Source organism: Antrihabitans auranticaus (genome assembly GCF_016481275.1).
GTDB lineage: Bacteria > Actinomycetota > Actinomycetes > Mycobacteriales > Mycobacteriaceae > Antrihabitans.
This window is the reverse complement of sequence record NZ_JAEMNW010000009.1, coordinates 64,527-81,125: the sequence shown is the minus strand read 5'-3', so window position 1 is coordinate 81,125 and position 16,599 is coordinate 64,527. Positions and strand designations below refer to the sequence as shown.

At 61.7% G+C, this 16,599-nt stretch carries 15 protein-coding genes; 11 read left to right on the top strand and 4 right to left on the bottom strand.

Features of this window, described 5'->3' with window-relative positions; all coding sequences use genetic code 11:
• The first annotated feature begins 7 nt into the window (after positions 1-7).
• From JGU72_RS26755 to JGU72_RS26720, 8 genes are all read left to right on the top strand, one after another.
• On the top strand, positions 8-865 hold the full coding sequence (locus JGU72_RS26755) for an SDR family oxidoreductase (RefSeq protein WP_199687310.1): 858 nt from the start codon (positions 8-10) through the stop codon (positions 863-865).
• Positions 866-1,027: 162 nt separating this feature from the next.
• On the top strand, positions 1,028-1,387 hold the full coding sequence (locus tag JGU72_RS26750) for an MmcQ/YjbR family DNA-binding protein (protein ID WP_199687307.1): 360 nt from the start codon (positions 1,028-1,030) through the stop codon (positions 1,385-1,387).
• 243 nt (positions 1,388-1,630) lie between these two features.
• A complete protein-coding gene (locus JGU72_RS26745) occupies positions 1,631-3,004 on the top strand; it encodes an MFS transporter (RefSeq protein WP_199687304.1) in 1,374 nt (457 codons plus the stop codon).
• Positions 3,005-3,035: 31 nt separating this feature from the next.
• The gene (locus JGU72_RS26740; RefSeq protein WP_199687302.1) at positions 3,036-4,730 is read left to right on the top strand and encodes an ATP-binding protein; all 1,695 of its coding nucleotides are present in this window, start codon (positions 3,036-3,038) and stop codon (positions 4,728-4,730) included.
• Positions 4,718-5,392 (top strand): response regulator, encoded by a 675-nt coding sequence (locus tag JGU72_RS26735; protein WP_199687299.1) that lies wholly within the window; start codon positions 4,718-4,720, stop codon positions 5,390-5,392. Before JGU72_RS26740 ends, JGU72_RS26735 begins: the two co-directional genes overlap by 13 nt.
• 237 nt (positions 5,393-5,629) lie before the next feature.
• Positions 5,630-6,211, top strand: a complete 582-nt coding sequence (locus tag JGU72_RS26730) for a TerD family protein (RefSeq protein ID WP_199687297.1) — start codon at positions 5,630-5,632, stop codon at positions 6,209-6,211.
• A 277-nt stretch (positions 6,212-6,488) separates the two neighbouring features.
• Entirely contained in the window at positions 6,489-7,202 is a 714-nt protein-coding gene (locus JGU72_RS26725; protein ID WP_199687294.1) for a FadR/GntR family transcriptional regulator, read from the top strand.
• Positions 7,203-7,428: 226 nt separating this feature from the next.
• Positions 7,429-8,718, top strand: a complete 1,290-nt coding sequence (locus tag JGU72_RS26720; RefSeq protein WP_199687292.1) for an ATP-dependent 6-phosphofructokinase — start codon at positions 7,429-7,431, stop codon at positions 8,716-8,718.
• A 121-nt stretch (positions 8,719-8,839) separates the two neighbouring features.
• On the opposite strand, the gene JGU72_RS26715 is transcribed toward JGU72_RS26720, so the two are convergent.
• Together JGU72_RS26715 and JGU72_RS30870 are read right to left on the bottom strand one after the other, a co-directional pair.
• Positions 8,840-9,634 (bottom strand): GIY-YIG nuclease family protein, encoded by a 795-nt coding sequence (locus JGU72_RS26715; RefSeq protein ID WP_199687290.1) that lies wholly within the window; start codon positions 9,632-9,634, stop codon positions 8,840-8,842.
• 314 nt (positions 9,635-9,948) lie between these two features.
• Positions 9,949-10,878, bottom strand: a complete 930-nt coding sequence (locus JGU72_RS30870) for an ABC transporter substrate-binding protein (protein ID WP_233533081.1) — start codon at positions 10,876-10,878, stop codon at positions 9,949-9,951.
• A gap of 335 nt (positions 10,879-11,213) precedes the next feature.
• Here JGU72_RS30870 and JGU72_RS26705 point away from each other — a divergent pair, with 335 nt between their 5' ends.
• On the top strand, positions 11,214-11,633 hold the full coding sequence (locus JGU72_RS26705; RefSeq protein ID WP_199687421.1) for an NUDIX hydrolase: 420 nt from the start codon (positions 11,214-11,216) through the stop codon (positions 11,631-11,633).
• Here the strand turns inward: JGU72_RS26705 and JGU72_RS26700 are convergent, their stop codons facing one another.
• On the bottom strand, positions 11,634-12,179 hold the full coding sequence (locus tag JGU72_RS26700; protein WP_199687288.1) for an HD domain-containing protein: 546 nt from the start codon (positions 12,177-12,179) through the stop codon (positions 11,634-11,636). It abuts the gene before it with no gap.
• 466 nt (positions 12,180-12,645) lie between these two features.
• On the opposite strand from JGU72_RS26700, the gene JGU72_RS26695 reads away from it, so the two are divergent.
• Positions 12,646-12,825, top strand: a complete 180-nt coding sequence (locus tag JGU72_RS26695; protein WP_199687285.1) for a YegP family protein — start codon at positions 12,646-12,648, stop codon at positions 12,823-12,825.
• Positions 12,826-12,907: 82 nt separating this feature from the next.
• On the opposite strand, the gene JGU72_RS26690 is transcribed toward JGU72_RS26695, so the two are convergent.
• The gene (locus tag JGU72_RS26690) at positions 12,908-13,870 is read right to left on the bottom strand and encodes a hypothetical protein (protein ID WP_199687282.1); all 963 of its coding nucleotides are present in this window, start codon (positions 13,868-13,870) and stop codon (positions 12,908-12,910) included.
• A 1,253-nt stretch (positions 13,871-15,123) separates the two neighbouring features.
• Here JGU72_RS26690 and JGU72_RS26685 point away from each other — a divergent pair.
• Positions 15,124-16,530 carry a HEPN domain-containing protein gene (locus JGU72_RS26685; RefSeq protein ID WP_199687280.1) on the top strand — a complete coding sequence of 469 codons (1,407 nt, stop codon included), beginning with the start codon at positions 15,124-15,126 and terminating at the stop codon, positions 16,528-16,530.
• Positions 16,531-16,599: the final 69 nt, after the last annotated feature.

Below are 16,599 nucleotides of genomic sequence, written 5' to 3'. Positions count from 1 at the left end.
GCCCCCGATGACCCTGCGCTCAACCGAATCGCTCGCCGGCCGGACCATGATCATGTCCGGCGGCAGTCGCGGCATCGGCCTCGAGATCGCCAAACGCGCTGCCGCCGACGGCGCCAACATCACCCTCATCGCGAAGACCGACACTCCACATCCCAAGCTACCCGGCACTATTCACACTGCGGCCGCCGAATTGGAGGCTGCAGGCGGCACGGTACTGAAGGTCGTAGGCGACGTCCGAATCGACAGCCAGGTCGAACACGCCGTCCAGCAGACCATCGACCACTTTGGCGACATCGACATCGTCGTCAACAACGCCTCTGCCATCGACCTGTCGCTCTCCGACGAGATTTCGATGAAGCGCTACGACCTGATGCAGGACATCAACTGCCGCGGCAGCTTCCTGCTGGCCAAACTCTGCCTGCCCGCATTGCGGAAATCGGCAGGCAACGGGCGCAACCCACATATCTTGACCCTGTCGCCGCCACTCAACCTCAACCCGAAATGGGCCGGTCGGATGCTGGCGTACACCATCGCCAAGTACGGAATGTCGCTCACCACTTTGGGATTGGCAGAGGAGCTGCGCACCGACGGCATCGGTGTCAACTCACTCTGGCCGCGCACCACGATCGCCAGCGCCGCGGTCCAGAACGTGCTCGGCGGCGATGAGATGGTCGCGAACTCCCGAACCCCGGCGATCATGGCGGACGCCGCCTACGCCGTTCTCACCTCCCCCGGTACGGAGACCACCGGAAACTTTTTCATCGACGACGACCTACTGGCAGCCCGCGGAATCACCGACTTCGACCCCTACCGCGTGGTCGGCGGCGATGACGCACTTCAACTCGACCTGTTCCTCGACGCCTGAATTGCACGATGAAATACGGCAGGTCTTCGACGAAGTGGGTCCGGCGTCGTAGTTTCGGCGCGTAGTTGCCGAATCTACATCGACGAAGACCTCTGAACTGCGGATACTGGTCAACGTCCGCACGGGCGGCACGCACCGCCCCACGATCGAAGGGCTCCGAGCATGGCGGTAGTCGATGACGTTCGGGCGCTGGGCACCAGGTTGGAGCGCTCGTATCAGGTGTACGTACGCGGAGCGTTGAAGTTCCGCGTCGGGCAGATCGTCTACGTGGCGTTCTCCCTCGACGAGAGCGTCATGGGCTTCGCGTTCCCCAAGGAGGAGCGGGCGGCCCTCGTCGCGAGCGAGCCGCACAAGTTCCAGCTCCCGGCGGAGTCGGATTTGCGCTTCAATTGGGTCCACTCCACGCTCGCGGCACTGGATCCGACCGAGGCCCGCGAGTTCGTCGTCGACGCGTGGCGCATGGTCGTCCCCAAGAAACTCTCCCGCGCCTACGACCTTGCGCATCCCGACGGCCCGGGCTGAGTCCACCTCTCTCACCGCGGGACGCCACCGCATACCCCGCCGACCAGGCTGATACCGCGACCGCCACTCGACGGATCCTCCGCCAACCGCCTTCTCGTGTGAGCAGAATGCGCAGAACGCCCAGATTGCGCGTTGCGCTGCTTGTGAGCACAAGCGCGCCATTGCCGCCGCGGGTCGATAACTTCGATTCACACGGACATCGGACCCGCCCGAACATCCGAAAAGTCAAGGAATGTAACGGCAATGACGCTGACAGCAGAGATCGACTCTCCCGCTAAACGTAGTGATATCGGCCGTCGTCTCGACGCTTTGCCGGTAGGTCCAGTTCATCGCAAGGTAGTGGTGGCAATCGGGCTCGGCTTGTTCTTCGAGGTCTACGAGATCTTTGTGTCGAGCGCCATCGGGACCGCGCTGAAGACCGAGTACGGTCTGGGCGGGACAACGCTGATGCTCATCATGGCGTCGTCGTTCGTCGGAATGTTCTTCGGCGCAGCGGCTTTCGGTCACATCGCCGACCGGATCGGTCGACGACGAGCGTTCATGATCAACCTCGTGTGGTTTTCGGTGTGCAGCCTGGTCGCTGCGTTCGCCCCGAATCTCGCGGTTCTGGTCGTCGCGCGATTCTTGGCCGGGGTCGGGATCGGAGCCGAGTACCCCGTCGCCGACGCCTACCTCTCCGACGTTCTTCCCGCGGCCCATCGTGGACGGCTGGCAGCTTGGGCGTATACGTGCTCGTTCTTGGCGGTACCCGTCCTGGGATTCCTGTCTATGGGCCTGACCGGACACGTCATCGCAGGCATCGCAGGCTGGCGGATTTTGCTGCTGATCGGCGCCGCGGGCGCGGTCCTCGTCGTGGCGATGCGGCGCGGACTGCCCGAATCCCCGCGCTGGCTCGCCGGCCGCGGCCGCAATGGCGAAGCAGAAGCAGCCCTGCAGCGGTTCCAGACCGGCACGAGCGCGCCTGTCGACCCCATCCAAGAGTTCACGTCGCCGCCTGCGATACCGACGAAACCCGCTGCCCGCCTGCATCAGTCACCGTATCGGGCGCGCATGGTCATGCTTGCGGTATTCCATCTGTTCCAGCCGTTCGGGTACTACGGGTTCGGGACATTGGCGGCCCTGGTGCTGGTCGACCGCGGCTTCGACGTCACGTCCTCGCTGCTGTTCACTGCGCTGTCGTTCCTCGGGTATCCGCTGGGTTCGCTGCTGTCCATCCCGTTGTTGGCACGATGGGAACGCAAGTATCTGATCATTGCAAGCGCGGGGGCGATGGCGTTGTGCGGCATCGCATTTGCAACGGTGAGTGACCCCACAGCAATAGTCGTCTTCGGTTTGCTCACCACCGCCGCAGCCAACGTTTTCTCCAACGTCTACCACGTCTACCAGGCCGAGATCTTCCCCAGCGATGTGCGCGCCACCGCAGTTGGCTGGACGTACTCCCTTTCTCGCCTGTCGAGCGCCGCGCTGCCGTTCATCTTGATCCCGGTGCTCGGCCACTATGGGTCCGTGGCGATGTTCGCGGTCGTCGTGGTCGCCTTGGGGATCGCGGTCGCCGTCCTGGTGCCGCTCGGTCCGCGGACCAGCGGTCGGGCGCTGGACGACATCAACCCGGTCTGACGTCGGCAGAGTTGGCGGTACGCTGCCACCCATGGCCACGAGAGGTCGCATCGACCTGAGGCTCGCAACCCAGGTACTGGTGCTGCAACTCGTGGTCGTGGCGTTGACATCGATCGTCGCCTTCGGCATGTTCGCCGCGTTCACCCGAAGTCGCATCGCCGACGAGTACGGCATCCGCGCTCTCGATGTGGCCCGCGTCGTCGCCCTTGCTCCGGAGGTTCGAGCCGCCGTCGCCGGCTATGACGCGAACCCGCGGCCAACCGGCCCAGAATTCAAGGCCGAACTCGACTCCGGTCCTTTGCAAACGATCGCGACGGAGGTTGCGCAGAGCACCGATGTGCTGTTCGTGGTCATCACCGACAGCAGAGGTTTGCGATTGGCTCACCCCAACGCGGACAACCTGGGTACCCCTGTGAGCACCGACCCCTCGCGCGCGCTCGCCGGCAAAGAGGAAGTGCAGGACGAAACCGGGACGCTAGGTCCGGCCGTCACTGGCAAAGTCCCTGTCCGGGAGCCGAATTCGGACCGAGTCGTCGGCGAATTGAGTGTGGGAATCTCGACGCGGGATGTGCGCCGTCAACTGGACAGCAACCTCCGAATCTCGGCGCTACTCGGCGGGGTGGCTCTACTGGTCGGCGTCATAGGGTCGGTCCTGCTGCAGCGCCGCTGGCGTGGACTGACCCTAGGTCTGCGGCCCACCGAGATGGCCGAGATGGTGCGCGGACAGGCGGCGGTGCTGCACGGTGTCGGCGAAGGTGTTCTGGCCGCGGATGCACAGTGGCGCACTACCTTCGTCAACGACGAGGCGCGCCGCCTACTGCAGGTCGACGATCGATCCGGCCGCCCTGTGGCTGAGATCGGACTGACTCCCCGGGTACTCGACGTGTTCACCGCGGCCGACTCCACCCCGACGCTGGCGACTGTCGGCGACCATATCGTCATCGTGTCGGCTCGTCGGGTCGTGCGCGACGGCCACGACCTCGGCACTGTTCTCGTCGTACGCGATCGCACCGACGTGGAATCGTTGACACGCCAGCTCGACGCCGTCCAGCTGATGAGCACGGCGCTGCGCGCACAGCGACACGAGTTCGCCAACCGGCTGCACCTTCTCAACGGGTTACTGCACGCCGGTCACGTCGAAGAGGCCGGTCAGTATGTGGCGGACCTCCTCGGATCCGGACCGCTCGGCTCGGCCGTGCCAGGCATCGACACCATCAGCGACCCCTTCATCCAGGCTTTCCTGGCAGCCAAGGCAGCAAGTGCGCGCGAGGCGGGTGTCACCTTGACGATCGGCGAAAACACTTGGGTTCCCGGGCGGTTGACGCTGCCCGTCGACGTAACTACCGTGCTCGGCAACCTCCTGGACAACGCCATCGACGCAGCCGGCGGCGCGCCGGGCGACGTCAAGGAAGTCGAAGTCGAACTGTTGCAAGAAGATTCGACCCTGCACATCGTTGTAGCGGACAGTGGTGTAGGCGTCGGCGCGGACTTTGTCGATCAGCTGTTCACCGAGGGAACGTCGACCAAACGCGCTTCGGGCATACCGGGCGGACGCGGGATCGGGTTGGCACTGTCGCGCCAGCTGGCGCGAGGAATTGGCGGGGACTTGAGGCTGTCGAGCCCGGGAGACCCTGACCGGCGTCTGTGTGGTGCCGAGTTCATCGCGCGGCTGCCCGGTGTCATGCAGGATTCGAACTTGCGCGAGGAGACACGGTGGGAGACCTGACGGTTCTGGTCGTCGACGACGACTTCCGCGTGGCCAGCATGCACGCTGGAATTGTTTCTGCCATGCCAGGTTTCACGGTCCAGGCGACCGTGACCACACTCGCGTCCGCCCGCAAAGTAGAGCCTGTCGACCTTGCCTTGGTCGACGTCTACCTCCCTGACGGATCAGGGGTGGACTTCGTTCGCGAACTGCGCGGCGACGCCATCATGCTCACCGCGGCCATCGAGTCGCACACCGTGCGTGAGGCGATCGCAGCCGGCGCGCTGGGGTTTCTGGTCAAACCGTTTGCCCCGACCGAACTTGCCGCCCGGTTGGCAGGGTACGCGAGATACCGAAAGATCCTGTCACCACCGACTGTGTCAGCAGACGCAGTCGACGCGGCGCTGGACGCGCTGCGCCCGAAGATCGCAAGTCTCCAGCACGCAAGCGCTCAGGCATCTCCGACGAAAGCGCTTGTGCTGCATGCCCTGCAGACGTCCGACCAACCGATGTCCGCAGCCGAGGTGGCAGCCGCTACAGGCGTTTCTCGCGCCACGGCCCAACGCTACCTCGCGGCCATGGCCACTTCCGGGGACGTAACGATCGGGCTGCGCTACGGAACCACGGGACGGCCCGAACAGGAGTTCTCCGCTGCTGCGCCGCACTCACGACCCGGCGGGTAATTGCCTGCGAGATCAGGGGTGCTGCTGCACCACAGTCTCAGTCCCTTCGGTTGTCGATCGGTGACCTCCAAGGCCCCGACCGCAGAACGGGCAACATATATGTTGGAGGCATGGCGCCCGGATTGTCCGACATTGTTCGAAGTCGACGATGAATTCGACGCACCCGCGCAAGCATCACGACGGCCGATGCTTGCGACCACGAAACTCCTGTTAAGACACGCAGAATAGGATGCAGCAATGATCACACTGTCCAAGGAATCTGGGCCCGCCGACCTCGCTGGCGTTACCAACATGGCGATCGGCGTCTCGTGGGACCCGTCGTCGGGCGCCTCCGGCGGCGTACTCGGGATAATGCGCCGCAAGCGGGGTGTTGATCTGGATCTGATCGCCATCCTGATGCAAGGTGGCGACCCTGTCCGTTTCGCAGGGCTCGACAGCCTCGATCCGATGGGCAACGGATCCGTGCTGCATAGCGGCGACGAGCAGACTGGAGCCGCGTCCGGCGACGACGAGACCGTCAACGTCACGTTCGCCAATCTCGCACCTGCGATCACTTCCATCGTCTTCGTGGCAGCCGCGTTCAAGAAGGGCAGTTCGTTCGAGAAGGCAAACAACGTCTCGTTCAAGATCTACGACGCCACAGGCGGCAGCACGCAGCAGGTGGCAGACATCTGGCCGAGCCTGCTGGGCCAGGACAATGCCTGTGCAGTCGCGCGGGCGTTCCGCAACGGCAACACGTGGCAGCTCGAAGTTCTGAATCGAAACGGCAAAATCAAGCAGGGCGACAAACAAGCCCTTCTCCGCTTCGCGATGCTGTAGTCCTCGAGGCTGGATTTGGCCCATTTGTCTGTCCGCCAACCAGACAGAGAGCGGGACCGGCGCGGGAACGAAATCGACGAGCCGTGGTGAACTTTCGATGAGGTCCACCAGTCCACATCTGTCTGACAGCACAGCGCCCTCTGGTTGCCTGACATCGGGATTTTCAACGGCGCGCGCACCCTGCCGCGCATATCTGTCAGGCTGCCGGTCCGGCTTGCTAGGCTTCAGCCAGTTCAATCGACGGGGATCTGTTCGAAACGAGGCGAAGTAGGCGCCAATGACATTGCCGAATGAATGGGCAACACGATCGAGTGCTTTCGTTCGCCGCAACGCCACCGAGTCGGTATTCGAAGACCTGCGAGCGTCGATCGAGAGTGCGGAGCTACCGATCGGCGTCAAGTTGCCGCCGGAAGCCGCGCTAGCGGAGCGGTACAGCGTGAGCCGTTCGGTCATCCGCGAGGCGTTGCGGTCGCTGCAAACGCTCGGATTGACGTCGACGAAAACCGGGTCCGGCACCGTGGTCATCGCATCGAGTGTCAGCGGTCCGAATTACGGACGGTTCTCGACGCGAGACCTCCTCGAGGCGCGACCGTACATCGAAGTGCCGGCAGCCGGCTGGGCAGCGCGACGGCGTACGAATGACCAACTTGCAGAACTACGTTCGATTGTCGAACAGATGGACTCGGAGGAAGACCCAGCCCGCTGGGTCGATCTGGATTTCAGATTCCACCTGGCCATAGCCAACGCATCCGGCAATCACGTCTTCAGCCACGTCGTCGCCGATATCCGCGACGCACTTGCCGAGCAGTCACGAATGTTGAACGCCACAATCGCCGAACGCCGCGAAGCGTCGAACGCCGAGCACCGACGCCTGTACGACGCAATCGAGTCCGGCGACTTCGCCGATGCGAGCAATTCCATGCGACAGCACCTCGACAAAGTCGAGGAAATCATCGTGCGCGTCGCGGGAATCGGCAGTGACAGCGACTGACCGTCGCACCTGAACTCGATTATTCGATCCGCTGCGGCCATAGCGGCCGTGATCGGCCGGATGAGCAACGTAGGTCAGGCGTGTCATCGCGGCTTCGGGACCTCTGTCACGTCGAGGATCGAACAGACAAGCGGTAGAAACCGCTGCAAACCGGTCGGCCGGGCGCCCAATGCGGTCTACCCTTGCCCGAATAGCTACTAGATCAACAGATTCCGAGGTCGAACCGATGCCGCCCACGCAAGCAGACTTCGAAGTAGCCGACCTCGGCGAGTGCACATTCCCATCGCCGCTGCGGGACACAAGCTTTATCGACGCGACCAACCGAGTCCTGTTCCGAGACGACCTCGAGCACGTACGCGACCACGTACTGCGAGGGGTCGAACCGACCTCGTTCGAGTTGGCCGGCCCACGAGAACGGATCTTTTTCGACCCCGCGAAACTCAAAGCCGCCATCGTCACCTGCGGGGGCCTCTGCCCCGGCCTCAACGACGCGGTCCGCGCCATCGTCATCGGCCTCCGCGAGAAGTACGGCGTCCGCGACGTGGTCGGCCTCCGCTTCGGCTTCGAAGGTCTCGTCGAACGATACGGCGACAACGAAATCGAGCTCACCAGCCAAGGCGTCAGCTGGATCCAGGAACGCGGCGGAACAGTCATCGGCACCTCCCGCGGCGCCCAATCCCCCGTGGACATGGTCGACACCCTGGAACGTCTCGGAATCGGCCTGCTGTTCACCATCGGCGGCGACGGCACACTGAAAGGCGCCCACACGATCGCAGACGAGGTCCGTAAACGCGGCCTGGCAATCGGCGTGATCGGCGTTCCCAAGACCATCGACAACGACATCTCCTTCGTCGAAACCTCTTTCGGCTTCGAAACCGCCGTCGCCGCAGCCCGTACCGCCACCCGAGCGGCGTACGTCGAAGCATCTTGCCACCGCAACGGCATCGGTCTGGTGAAACTGATGGGCCGCGACTCCGGCTTCATCGCCGGCTTCGCAGCAATGGCCGACGCCTGTGTCGGCGCCTGCCTGATCCCTGAAAGCCCGTTCAGTACCGAAGGTTTGGTTGGGGTGATCAAAGACCTGATTCGACGCGACGGGCACGCCGTTGTCCTCGTCGCAGAGGGCGCTGGGCAAGATCTGCTTGCAGCACCCGAGGGACAAGACGCGTCCGGCAACGCGCGATACGGAGACATCGGTGTGTTCTTGAAAGATCGAATTCCGCCGCTGTGCAGAGACTCCGGACTCGACGTGAGCCTGAAATATATCGACCCCAGCTACATGATTCGCAGTTTGCCTGCCAACACCCGAGACGCCGCCTTTTGCCAACTTCTCGGATTCGCCGCGGTCGACGCCGGGATGGCCGGCAAGACGGACATCGTCGTAGGACTGTGGCGCCGGCGATTTACACACGTACCCATTCCACTGGCCGTGTCATCGCGCAAGAAGGTGAACATCGAAGGCCGCCTGTGGCAGGGCGTCCTCGCCGCAACCGGCCAACCTCGAAATATGTGCTGACTTCGCTCCATGGCTGCCGTATTCATGGTCGATGGGTGGATTCTCGGCGGGAGTCGTGCGAACCGTGTGGAACCGTCGACACGCGCGACTTCGGTGAGTGTTCGCGATACGACAGCGAAGTCTAGTTACGGTTGAGACCGAATGTCTTCGTCAAAAGTGCCTTCTTGTAGTGACTTTCAGCAACATCGACTTCCCTTGTTGTCGCGTTCGGCCCGAACACACGAAGGATGCTGAAGACGAAGTGCTTCCGATGGTCGGGGTCGAGGCCGATCAATGCTTTGAGAGCCAAGTTGCCTCCATGGCCATCTCTCGCATAGTTTCGCCATCGTCCGAAAATCCGCTCGCCCCCGTCAGCCTTGCCGACATACATTTGCCCCGTGCTCCTGTCGGCGATCAAGTAGATCCCCTGCACAGCGTTGAGGGCGACCCGCCACTCGGCCCACCTCGGGTCTTCCACCATGAACTGAAGCTGGTTGTAGTCGATCAGCACTAGGTCGTATCCCGGGAAGACGACCATTTCGGGATCGGCAATCTCGAGGATAGGCAGGCGCTCGGCGTGTCCGCCAAGCTTGGCCCAATTGATGGTGTCAGCGGGCCACTCAACGACAAGTCGATTTCTGAGAGAACTCATGGCATCAGACTCGCGAAGATCGAAGTACCGATGGGCTGCCGTCTGCTTCTCGACGAGTTCGCCCGCGTTTGCGTAGGCGGTCTGAAACCGGGAACGGCGGCCGCCGTCTGCCGCGAAGACTAGCCATGTCGCGGGCGGATCGGCCGGCATCTTGCCGGGCCGCAAATCCTGACGCTGGGTGTAGCCGATTATCTCCTCCGAGGAGGCGCCGCGACTGAGTCCACCGGTACCGAAGGTGTGGCGCACAAAGAGGACATCGGAGGCGGCAAGACCCGAAGCCGCCATGACGTGCCCTAGATGCAACTCACCGGAAGCGGACGTCATGACACCCACGATACGTTCGCAGTGGCGACCAATTCAGTCCAACGCCCGACATTGCAACCGTCTCTGAGAAGGCGCAGGACATCGTGCGAAATGGCAAGTGCTGTCGATCAATACCACACTGTTTGATTCACGCTCGCTCGAACTTTTTGCGGATCATGCCGAAGCGCGAACCCGCAGCGCACGACGAGCCCGCCGAGGCCGAGCAGGCGATCACGATGCCTTCGGCTCCCCTACTCCTCAGCATGGTTTCAGATGCATCGCCCACAGCTCGGCGACTATCCGGCCGGCGTGTTCGCGAGTTCGACGGCCCGACGCAACGTCTCACGGTCGACGACGTCGGCAGCATTCATCGGTTGGGTCAGGACGTCCGACTCGGTCGCGATGCCGATCATGAACTCGACGCTGTCGTCGGAGAGCCCGCCGTCGGCGGTCCAGAACGGATACCTCTGGATGAGGTCGAACAGCTCTCTGAGAGATTCTTCCGAGGGGGGATCTTTTACGTATTCGTCGACCGAGGCCTGGAACAGAGCGAAGTCGCTTTTCAGTGCCGTCATCGCGCGCAGCGTGGTGGCGCAGTACCTGGCGGCTAGTTCGCGGTTCTCGTCGAGCCAATCCGCCTTCGCGGCCTGAGCAACCTTGATGAAACCGGGTGCATTCTCGTAGAGGGTCGCGATCAGCACCGGTCCGTTCACCGTTTGCTGAGCACCGTCGTACTGCGTGTCATGGATCACCGTTGCATCCAGCTGGCCCGTGGCCCACGCTTCCGTTCGAGCACTCGAGCTTTCGATGATCTGCCGATTCGGGATCTCGTGGACGTCACGGGGCTCGCCGATGCCACTGAGCAGCGCGTTGAGGACGATGGCTCCAGCGCCTCCAGGACTGTCGATGCCCACCCGCGTCGACGGTTCGAACAGTTGACCAGCAGTGTTCACACCGTTGGCGCCGGCCAGGACGAAGTCGTCCATACTGACGTACGGGCAGAACATCTTGACGTCCTCGCCCTGCTCACGCAGATCAAGGATCGCGGAGAACGACGTCGCCATAATCTGCGCATCACCGTCGAGCAAGGTCTTCACCGCGTCGGTGTGAGTATCGAATACCGTGACGTTCTGGTCGACACCGATGTCCAGACCGAAGTCCCCTGCGTTGTGGCCCACGCCGTAGACCAGCGGGACCTGCGACGCCTGCGGCTGCGAACCCAGCACGATCTGCAGCGACTCCCCTGCACTTTGGTCAGACTCCTCGGTGCTGGGTTCAGTCGACCGGGAGCAAGCTGAGCCTGCGAGGGTCAGGGCCGTGACGACGCACGGGGCGAGCACGCCTGTCGCACGTCTCCGACGACTTCTGATCGACATCTGGTTCCCTCATTCGCACTGATCGATCGCATGAGCAGATAGGCAGTTACTGCGGACTCGCCTGGACCGGAGACCGGATCCCGGCCTCGAATCCAGCTGACCGTACGCCAGTTGAGCAGGCGAAATAGGAGAACGATGGGGAATGGGGCCGAAAGACCTTCCGCCACTGCAATTCGGGCGTTTACATCGTTGTCGCGGCGACAGCCTTCGTACTCGACGACCAAGACCGGGTGTTGCTAATTCAGCGGACCGACAATGGTCTTTGGGCGATTCCCGGGGGCGGCCAGGACGTCGGCGAGCACATCGCCGAGACCGCAGTCCGCGAGACGCGCGAAGAGACCGGCATCGACACCGAAGTCATCGGGATTGTCGGCCTGTACACCAATCCAAACCATGTCATGGCGTACACCAACGGCGAAGTCCGCCAACAGTTCTCGATCTGTTTGCGCGCCAAGCCTATTGGCGGCGAGCTCCGACCATCTGACGAGTCAAAGATAGTTCGCTGGGTGGGTAGAGACGAACTGGACGGGCTGGAAATCCATCCGTCAGTACGACTGCGGATCGATCACGGATACGCCAAGTCGGCTGAGCCCTATATCGGCTGATCACGCCGCGCGTATCTTGCGCTCCGTACGCTCCACCGCGGCGACGAGCTCGCCTCGCGCACGACTTACGAACTGCGACACCACATCTGCAGGGCCGTAGCGAGACACAATCTCTTCGAGCCGCTGGTCCACATCGACCCGCTCGCCGCTCGGGCCGGTCGTCATGTCGCAGTACCAGACCGCATCGCGAACCGCCGAGTCTTCGTCGTCGAACTCGTCCAACCCCTCGACCCCGCGAAGGTCTGCCTCGAGATCTGCAAACGAGTGATGCGCGACCAGGCCGCAGACACGCTCAGACCAGCCTTCGGCCCGCAGGAACCTCGCGCCATCCAGGGGGTGAAACCCGGTGTGCGCCAACGCGGGTGCATATCCTATGTCGTGTAACCAGCATGCGGCGATCAGGTCCTCGGCGTCATCGCCGAACACCTCCGCGATTTGTTGGGCCTGTGTCCCTACACCCTGCACGTGCAACCAACGGCGCGGCAGCGGACCCGCAAGCTTCGCCTTGGCAAGCGCGGGACCATTGAATATATCGGCGACAACCATCAGCGCCAACCCTACAGATCGAGGGAACAACCGCCATCGCAACCTAGCCGGTGCCTATCGCAAATTGTGGACGTCGTCGTTGGACTGCCTTCCGAACGCCGCACCGAATAGCGCGCTGATCAGGGTGCCGTCCGAACTTGGGGCACTCGAACTCGCGACAATCGCGACCGTGCCCGCTAGAGCGGTGTGTCATGCCCAAGCCTGCAATCGGCGCCGTTCTGCGTCCCACACCATTCAGAGCACATCGTCGGCCCGACACGTCGCACAGGCGTGGCGTCCGTCGAGCATGCGAAGGATTACATCGTTCATCTTGCAACTACGCCACGTTAGTGTGTTTCGTTGAGTTTCTCGAGAAACTGCTAAATCTAGGGCGTGTCGCGGCCGGATGTACCACATGTGCCCCTAGTGTCGGAGTCGCGTTGGGCACCTCGTCCAGCCAGTTCGAGACGGAAGGAGGTGAACTCCGATGAGTGCGAGATTCGTCTTAGACACGAACGCCGCCGGAAGGTACTACTTCAACCTGAAGGCCGCGAACGGCGAGATCATCGCCACGAGCCAGTCGTACGGAACGAAGTCCAGTGCGCTGAATGGAATCGATTCGGTGCGCAATAACGCACCGGGGGCCCCTACGGTCGACATCACGTAGGACTCGTGGGATTGGGGAAGCGACGCTCCTGGGAAGTACTAGTTCCCAGGAGCGTCGTGCGAACTCTACCTGTTCGCACGTATCAGCCTGCAGCTCCCTCGCATTCGACAGTCTCGCCATTAAAGAGTTGCGTTAGAGACTGCAGCGCAAACGTTGCGCGTTCGACGATCTGCTCGAACTGCTTGTCCGGAGGTAGCGGAAGGAGGCCGGCCTTAGCCAGTGTGGACTCGAAATTGTTTCCCTTCACATGGGCTGCGCCCGTCGAGCGAAGGCCCTGAAGAAGGCGAAGCGGACCCAATATCACGTTCGCGTTGCCGCCCAATGTCTCGATAAGTTTCTGCAGCGCGTTTAGAGACGGGGCATTCTCATCCAGCCCCGCGAGCCGTCGAAGCACCTTCACATCGATAGCTTCAACTAGTCCTTTGGCGAGAATGATGATGCCGTAATCGCGTTGACGATCAGTAGAATTTGAACAAAGAGCAAGACATTCGAAATCTCGTGCGTCCGCAGCGCTCAGATCTCTGTAGAGGTCCACTCCATACCTAGTGCGGAATGTGGCGTTCAGGTCGGAACGCGCGTTCCGAAGAGCCGCTGGATCAGGACGTTCGTCTGCTACCCACTCACCAGCCAGATCACGTAGCGCCCTCGTAATGGTTACCCCGCCTCTGGGGGCGACGTTGTAGTTGAGCCAATGCTCGCGTTCTATCTCGGGGAGATTAACTATGTCGCCAAGCCAGACTTGAACTAGGCCCTCGTCGTTAATATCGATGTCTATCATCCACAACCCATGGCACGTGACGTCCAGCCGCTGCACCTTGTAGCGCTCCGGGTTATCCCGATACTTGGTCAGGACGTCGGAGTTGAAGAAAACTGGTGTTAAGAAGGTATCCGACTCACGCTCGCAGCTCGATCGAATCTCCGCGCCCGTTGCCGGGTCAACATCCACAATAAATTCTTGGTATTTCTCCGGCCGCTGGGGATCGTCAGGATGCGCGCCTGGCGCAACAAACGGGTACACCACGTGCTTGCCGAGCAAGTTCACCACGTAGAGACCGCTCGCAGCAGCAAATCCGGTGTAGTCAAATGATGCGACCTTTGTGCGGATTTGAGATCTATACGACCGCCTGACAACGAGTCCGTGGAGCGGCTATGCGAATGCTGTAGCACGAGGGCTAACGCTCGCACAGAGAGGAACTTCCGAAGGTGTGGAGCGCTCACGCTCACTTCGTACTCTCCAGGTGCAGGTCGAAGAACTCTAACGACTTCCTCTACGCGGCCGTCGCTCGTAACCCGGTACATAGTTCCATCGGACCGGGAAACAAGCCCAAGCCACCACAGGAACGCGGGAGCGAACTCAATGATTGGATCAGCAGTGCCCGGTGGAACCCAGCGAACGTTTACGAAAAGATGCAGGTCGTAGCCATCGGGTGCGCTCGTCAGCCCGTCGCGAAATGCGGGTTCCCTCTCTCCGTCATAGCTTGGTTCGCCGAGATCGTTTATCGAATGATCGGTGGTCGCCAGGACATCTTCTAAGTGAGATAACTCCACAAGAATCGGCGAAATCACGCTGAAATCAATACCAGGTCCGAGTCTCCGGAGAACGGTGACCCATTGAACAGGCTCAGAAATCATCGTCGCTAGATAATCGGACAGCTGCAACTTTGCCGGAAGGCCCGCATAGCGCCGCAGCGCGGCTGGGTCAGGTTTCGTCCACACTACCAACACAGTACGTGACCTCTTGAGATGCAGCCTTGCGGCACTTCACAATTGGGCGAACCGAACCGGACGGTTTCGGAACGGCTTGAAGAAAACGTGTGCCACGCCAGCCACGACGCGTCGAGGGTGGGACCGCGAGCATCGCCATCAGCGCGCAGTTTAGCCGACCAACCTCCCAGAGCCGATCACCAATTACGATCAATCCGCGGCCAAATGAGATCCGGCGCAACGCTTCACGGTTGCCCGACGCATTCAGGCATCGAGGTTTCGCAAGATGTCGAAGTCCATTTCTCGGCGACCAAGCGCACTCGTGTGCCCGGTGGTCACACGCGTGCCACGTAGCAGTCAGACATCGCGACGTTTTCAAATGCGAGGGCGTGCGGACGACGCGCTGGCGGCCGCGACGCACGAAAGTGCTCACAAGTTTCGAACTGACCGAATTCCCCGGATAGACTCTCGCCGACGTGCGCATCGCTCTATGGCTTGACAGGACGTAGCCAGAAAGCGATTCCTGCAACGCTTTTCGGCAGGGCTGGTGAACCGACACGGTTGCACAACTTAACGGCGGATATCTTCACGCCTATGATCGAAACGCGCGGAACCTTCTGGTTGGCAGGCACCCCCGACCGCGTGTCGGTCGGGACGCTGACCCACGGCCGAGGTGAGCAACCAGCGGCAGTGCTGGCGAATTCACTGGTCGACGATGTTCATTTCCACGAGGTCGAAGACGACAATCCGGGACACACGAAACTGACATTCGCACCGCCGGCCGACAGAGTCGCCGCGTTTCAGCCAGCGACCCTGCACGCCCACCTCGTCGATGGAACGTGGGCGACCGGCCTCTTCGCTCAGAACCATGGCGGCGACGCAGTCATGACCGGTGACCCGATCTACCGGATTCGGTACCTGCTGATCGGTGACACGTTGCACGACGAGGATGACTACTACGAGGCCGTGCGATTCCAACTCGACGCCCCAGGCTGGATGCCACGAGTTTGGGCGGAGCAGAAAAAAGCTCCCGTCGGCGAAACGGGCGCCCTCGACACCGACTCCGATGAGGACGGATCGTGGCTACGGTATGTCGCACACAAGAATGTCCCGCTGAACGGAATGGTCGACGACATCGTCTACGCGTGTCTGACCTTCATGAAGATCGCTCTGCGAAAGCCGTTGACAATTTTCAGAGTGCAGGTCAGACGCGAAGGAGCCAACACATGGACCGAAGTTCTGAGCAGGCGCGCCCACGATACGCCGCACGGACTTCGCCCTGAGCCGCTGCTCGCCCCTGAGTGCCTCACGATCGAGCGCTTCGCTCGATTTCTCACGCTCCATCATCGGCTTGACGGCCTGACGGATCCGGTTGCCCACCCACCCGGAGGTCCCATTCAGGTGCAGTTGCTTGCCCAAGCTGCGGTCGTCGAGGGCATCCACCGGCGGCTATGGAAAGACCGTAAGCGGTTTCAGCCGCCAGAAGGCAAGAGCCTCAAGGCCGCTCGCAAAGCGGCAAAGAAGGCCGGGGTTACACAATTAGTCGAAGACGGCATCGCCGACGAGGCCACTGCAACTAAGTGCTTCGACGATGCGCTCGCTCACATCGACGAGATCAGCTTCGTTGAACGTGTAGTCGAGGTAGTCGCTGAGGTCAACAATGTGCTACCTGAAGTCTTTGAGTCAGTCCCCGGCTTCGCACTCCGCCTGGTAGCCGCACGCGACGAGCTGGCCCACCAACTCAAGTCAAACGACCCGGATCCTGAACCCCTTCACCGCAAGTTGGACCGCTGGACGGTCCTGAACTGGGTGACACCTTGGATGCTGCAGGTACTGATACTCCTCAGGGCCGGAGTAACGCCCCAAGAGGTCGCTACGTGCATTCAGATTTCCCGCGACTTCGCGTTTCATCGCGCCAACACAGCGACGGTGGCAACGGAACTCGGTTGGATCGACGCAGATGCTAACCCGAACTCAGTTTCCACCGGCATTACGCGATAGGAGATTGCAATGGCGCATCCCGAAGAGCTGGCAAAGACGTTGGCTACCTCTCATCCCGACAGCTTCGCG

Bases quoted from the DNA above. Each gene is read 5' to 3' on its own strand.
- JGU72_RS26730 (WP_199687297.1), top strand. From the start codon at position 5,630: ATGATCACACTGTCCAAGGAATCTGGGCCCGCCGACCTCGCTGGCGTT.
- JGU72_RS26720 (WP_199687292.1), top strand. From the start codon at position 7,429: ATGCCGCCCACGCAAGCAGACTTCGAAGTAGCCGACCTCGGCGAGTGC.
- JGU72_RS26745 (WP_199687304.1), top strand. From the start codon at position 1,631: ATGACGCTGACAGCAGAGATCGACTCTCCCGCTAAACGTAGTGATATC.
- JGU72_RS26715 (WP_199687290.1), bottom strand. From the start codon at position 9,634: ATGGCGGCTTCGGGTCTTGCCGCCTCCGATGTCCTCTTTGTGCGCCAC.
- JGU72_RS26750 (WP_199687307.1), top strand. From the start codon at position 1,028: ATGGCGGTAGTCGATGACGTTCGGGCGCTGGGCACCAGGTTGGAGCGC.
- JGU72_RS26740 (WP_199687302.1), top strand. From the start codon at position 3,036: ATGGCCACGAGAGGTCGCATCGACCTGAGGCTCGCAACCCAGGTACTG.
- JGU72_RS26700 (WP_199687288.1), bottom strand. From the start codon at position 12,179: ATGGTTGTCGCCGATATATTCAATGGTCCCGCGCTTGCCAAGGCGAAG.
- JGU72_RS26685 (WP_199687280.1), top strand. From the start codon at position 15,124: ATGATCGAAACGCGCGGAACCTTCTGGTTGGCAGGCACCCCCGACCGC.
- JGU72_RS26725 (WP_199687294.1), top strand. From the start codon at position 6,489: ATGACATTGCCGAATGAATGGGCAACACGATCGAGTGCTTTCGTTCGC.
- JGU72_RS26695 (WP_199687285.1), top strand. From the start codon at position 12,646: ATGAGTGCGAGATTCGTCTTAGACACGAACGCCGCCGGAAGGTACTAC.
- JGU72_RS26755 (WP_199687310.1), top strand. From the start codon at position 8: ATGACCCTGCGCTCAACCGAATCGCTCGCCGGCCGGACCATGATCATG.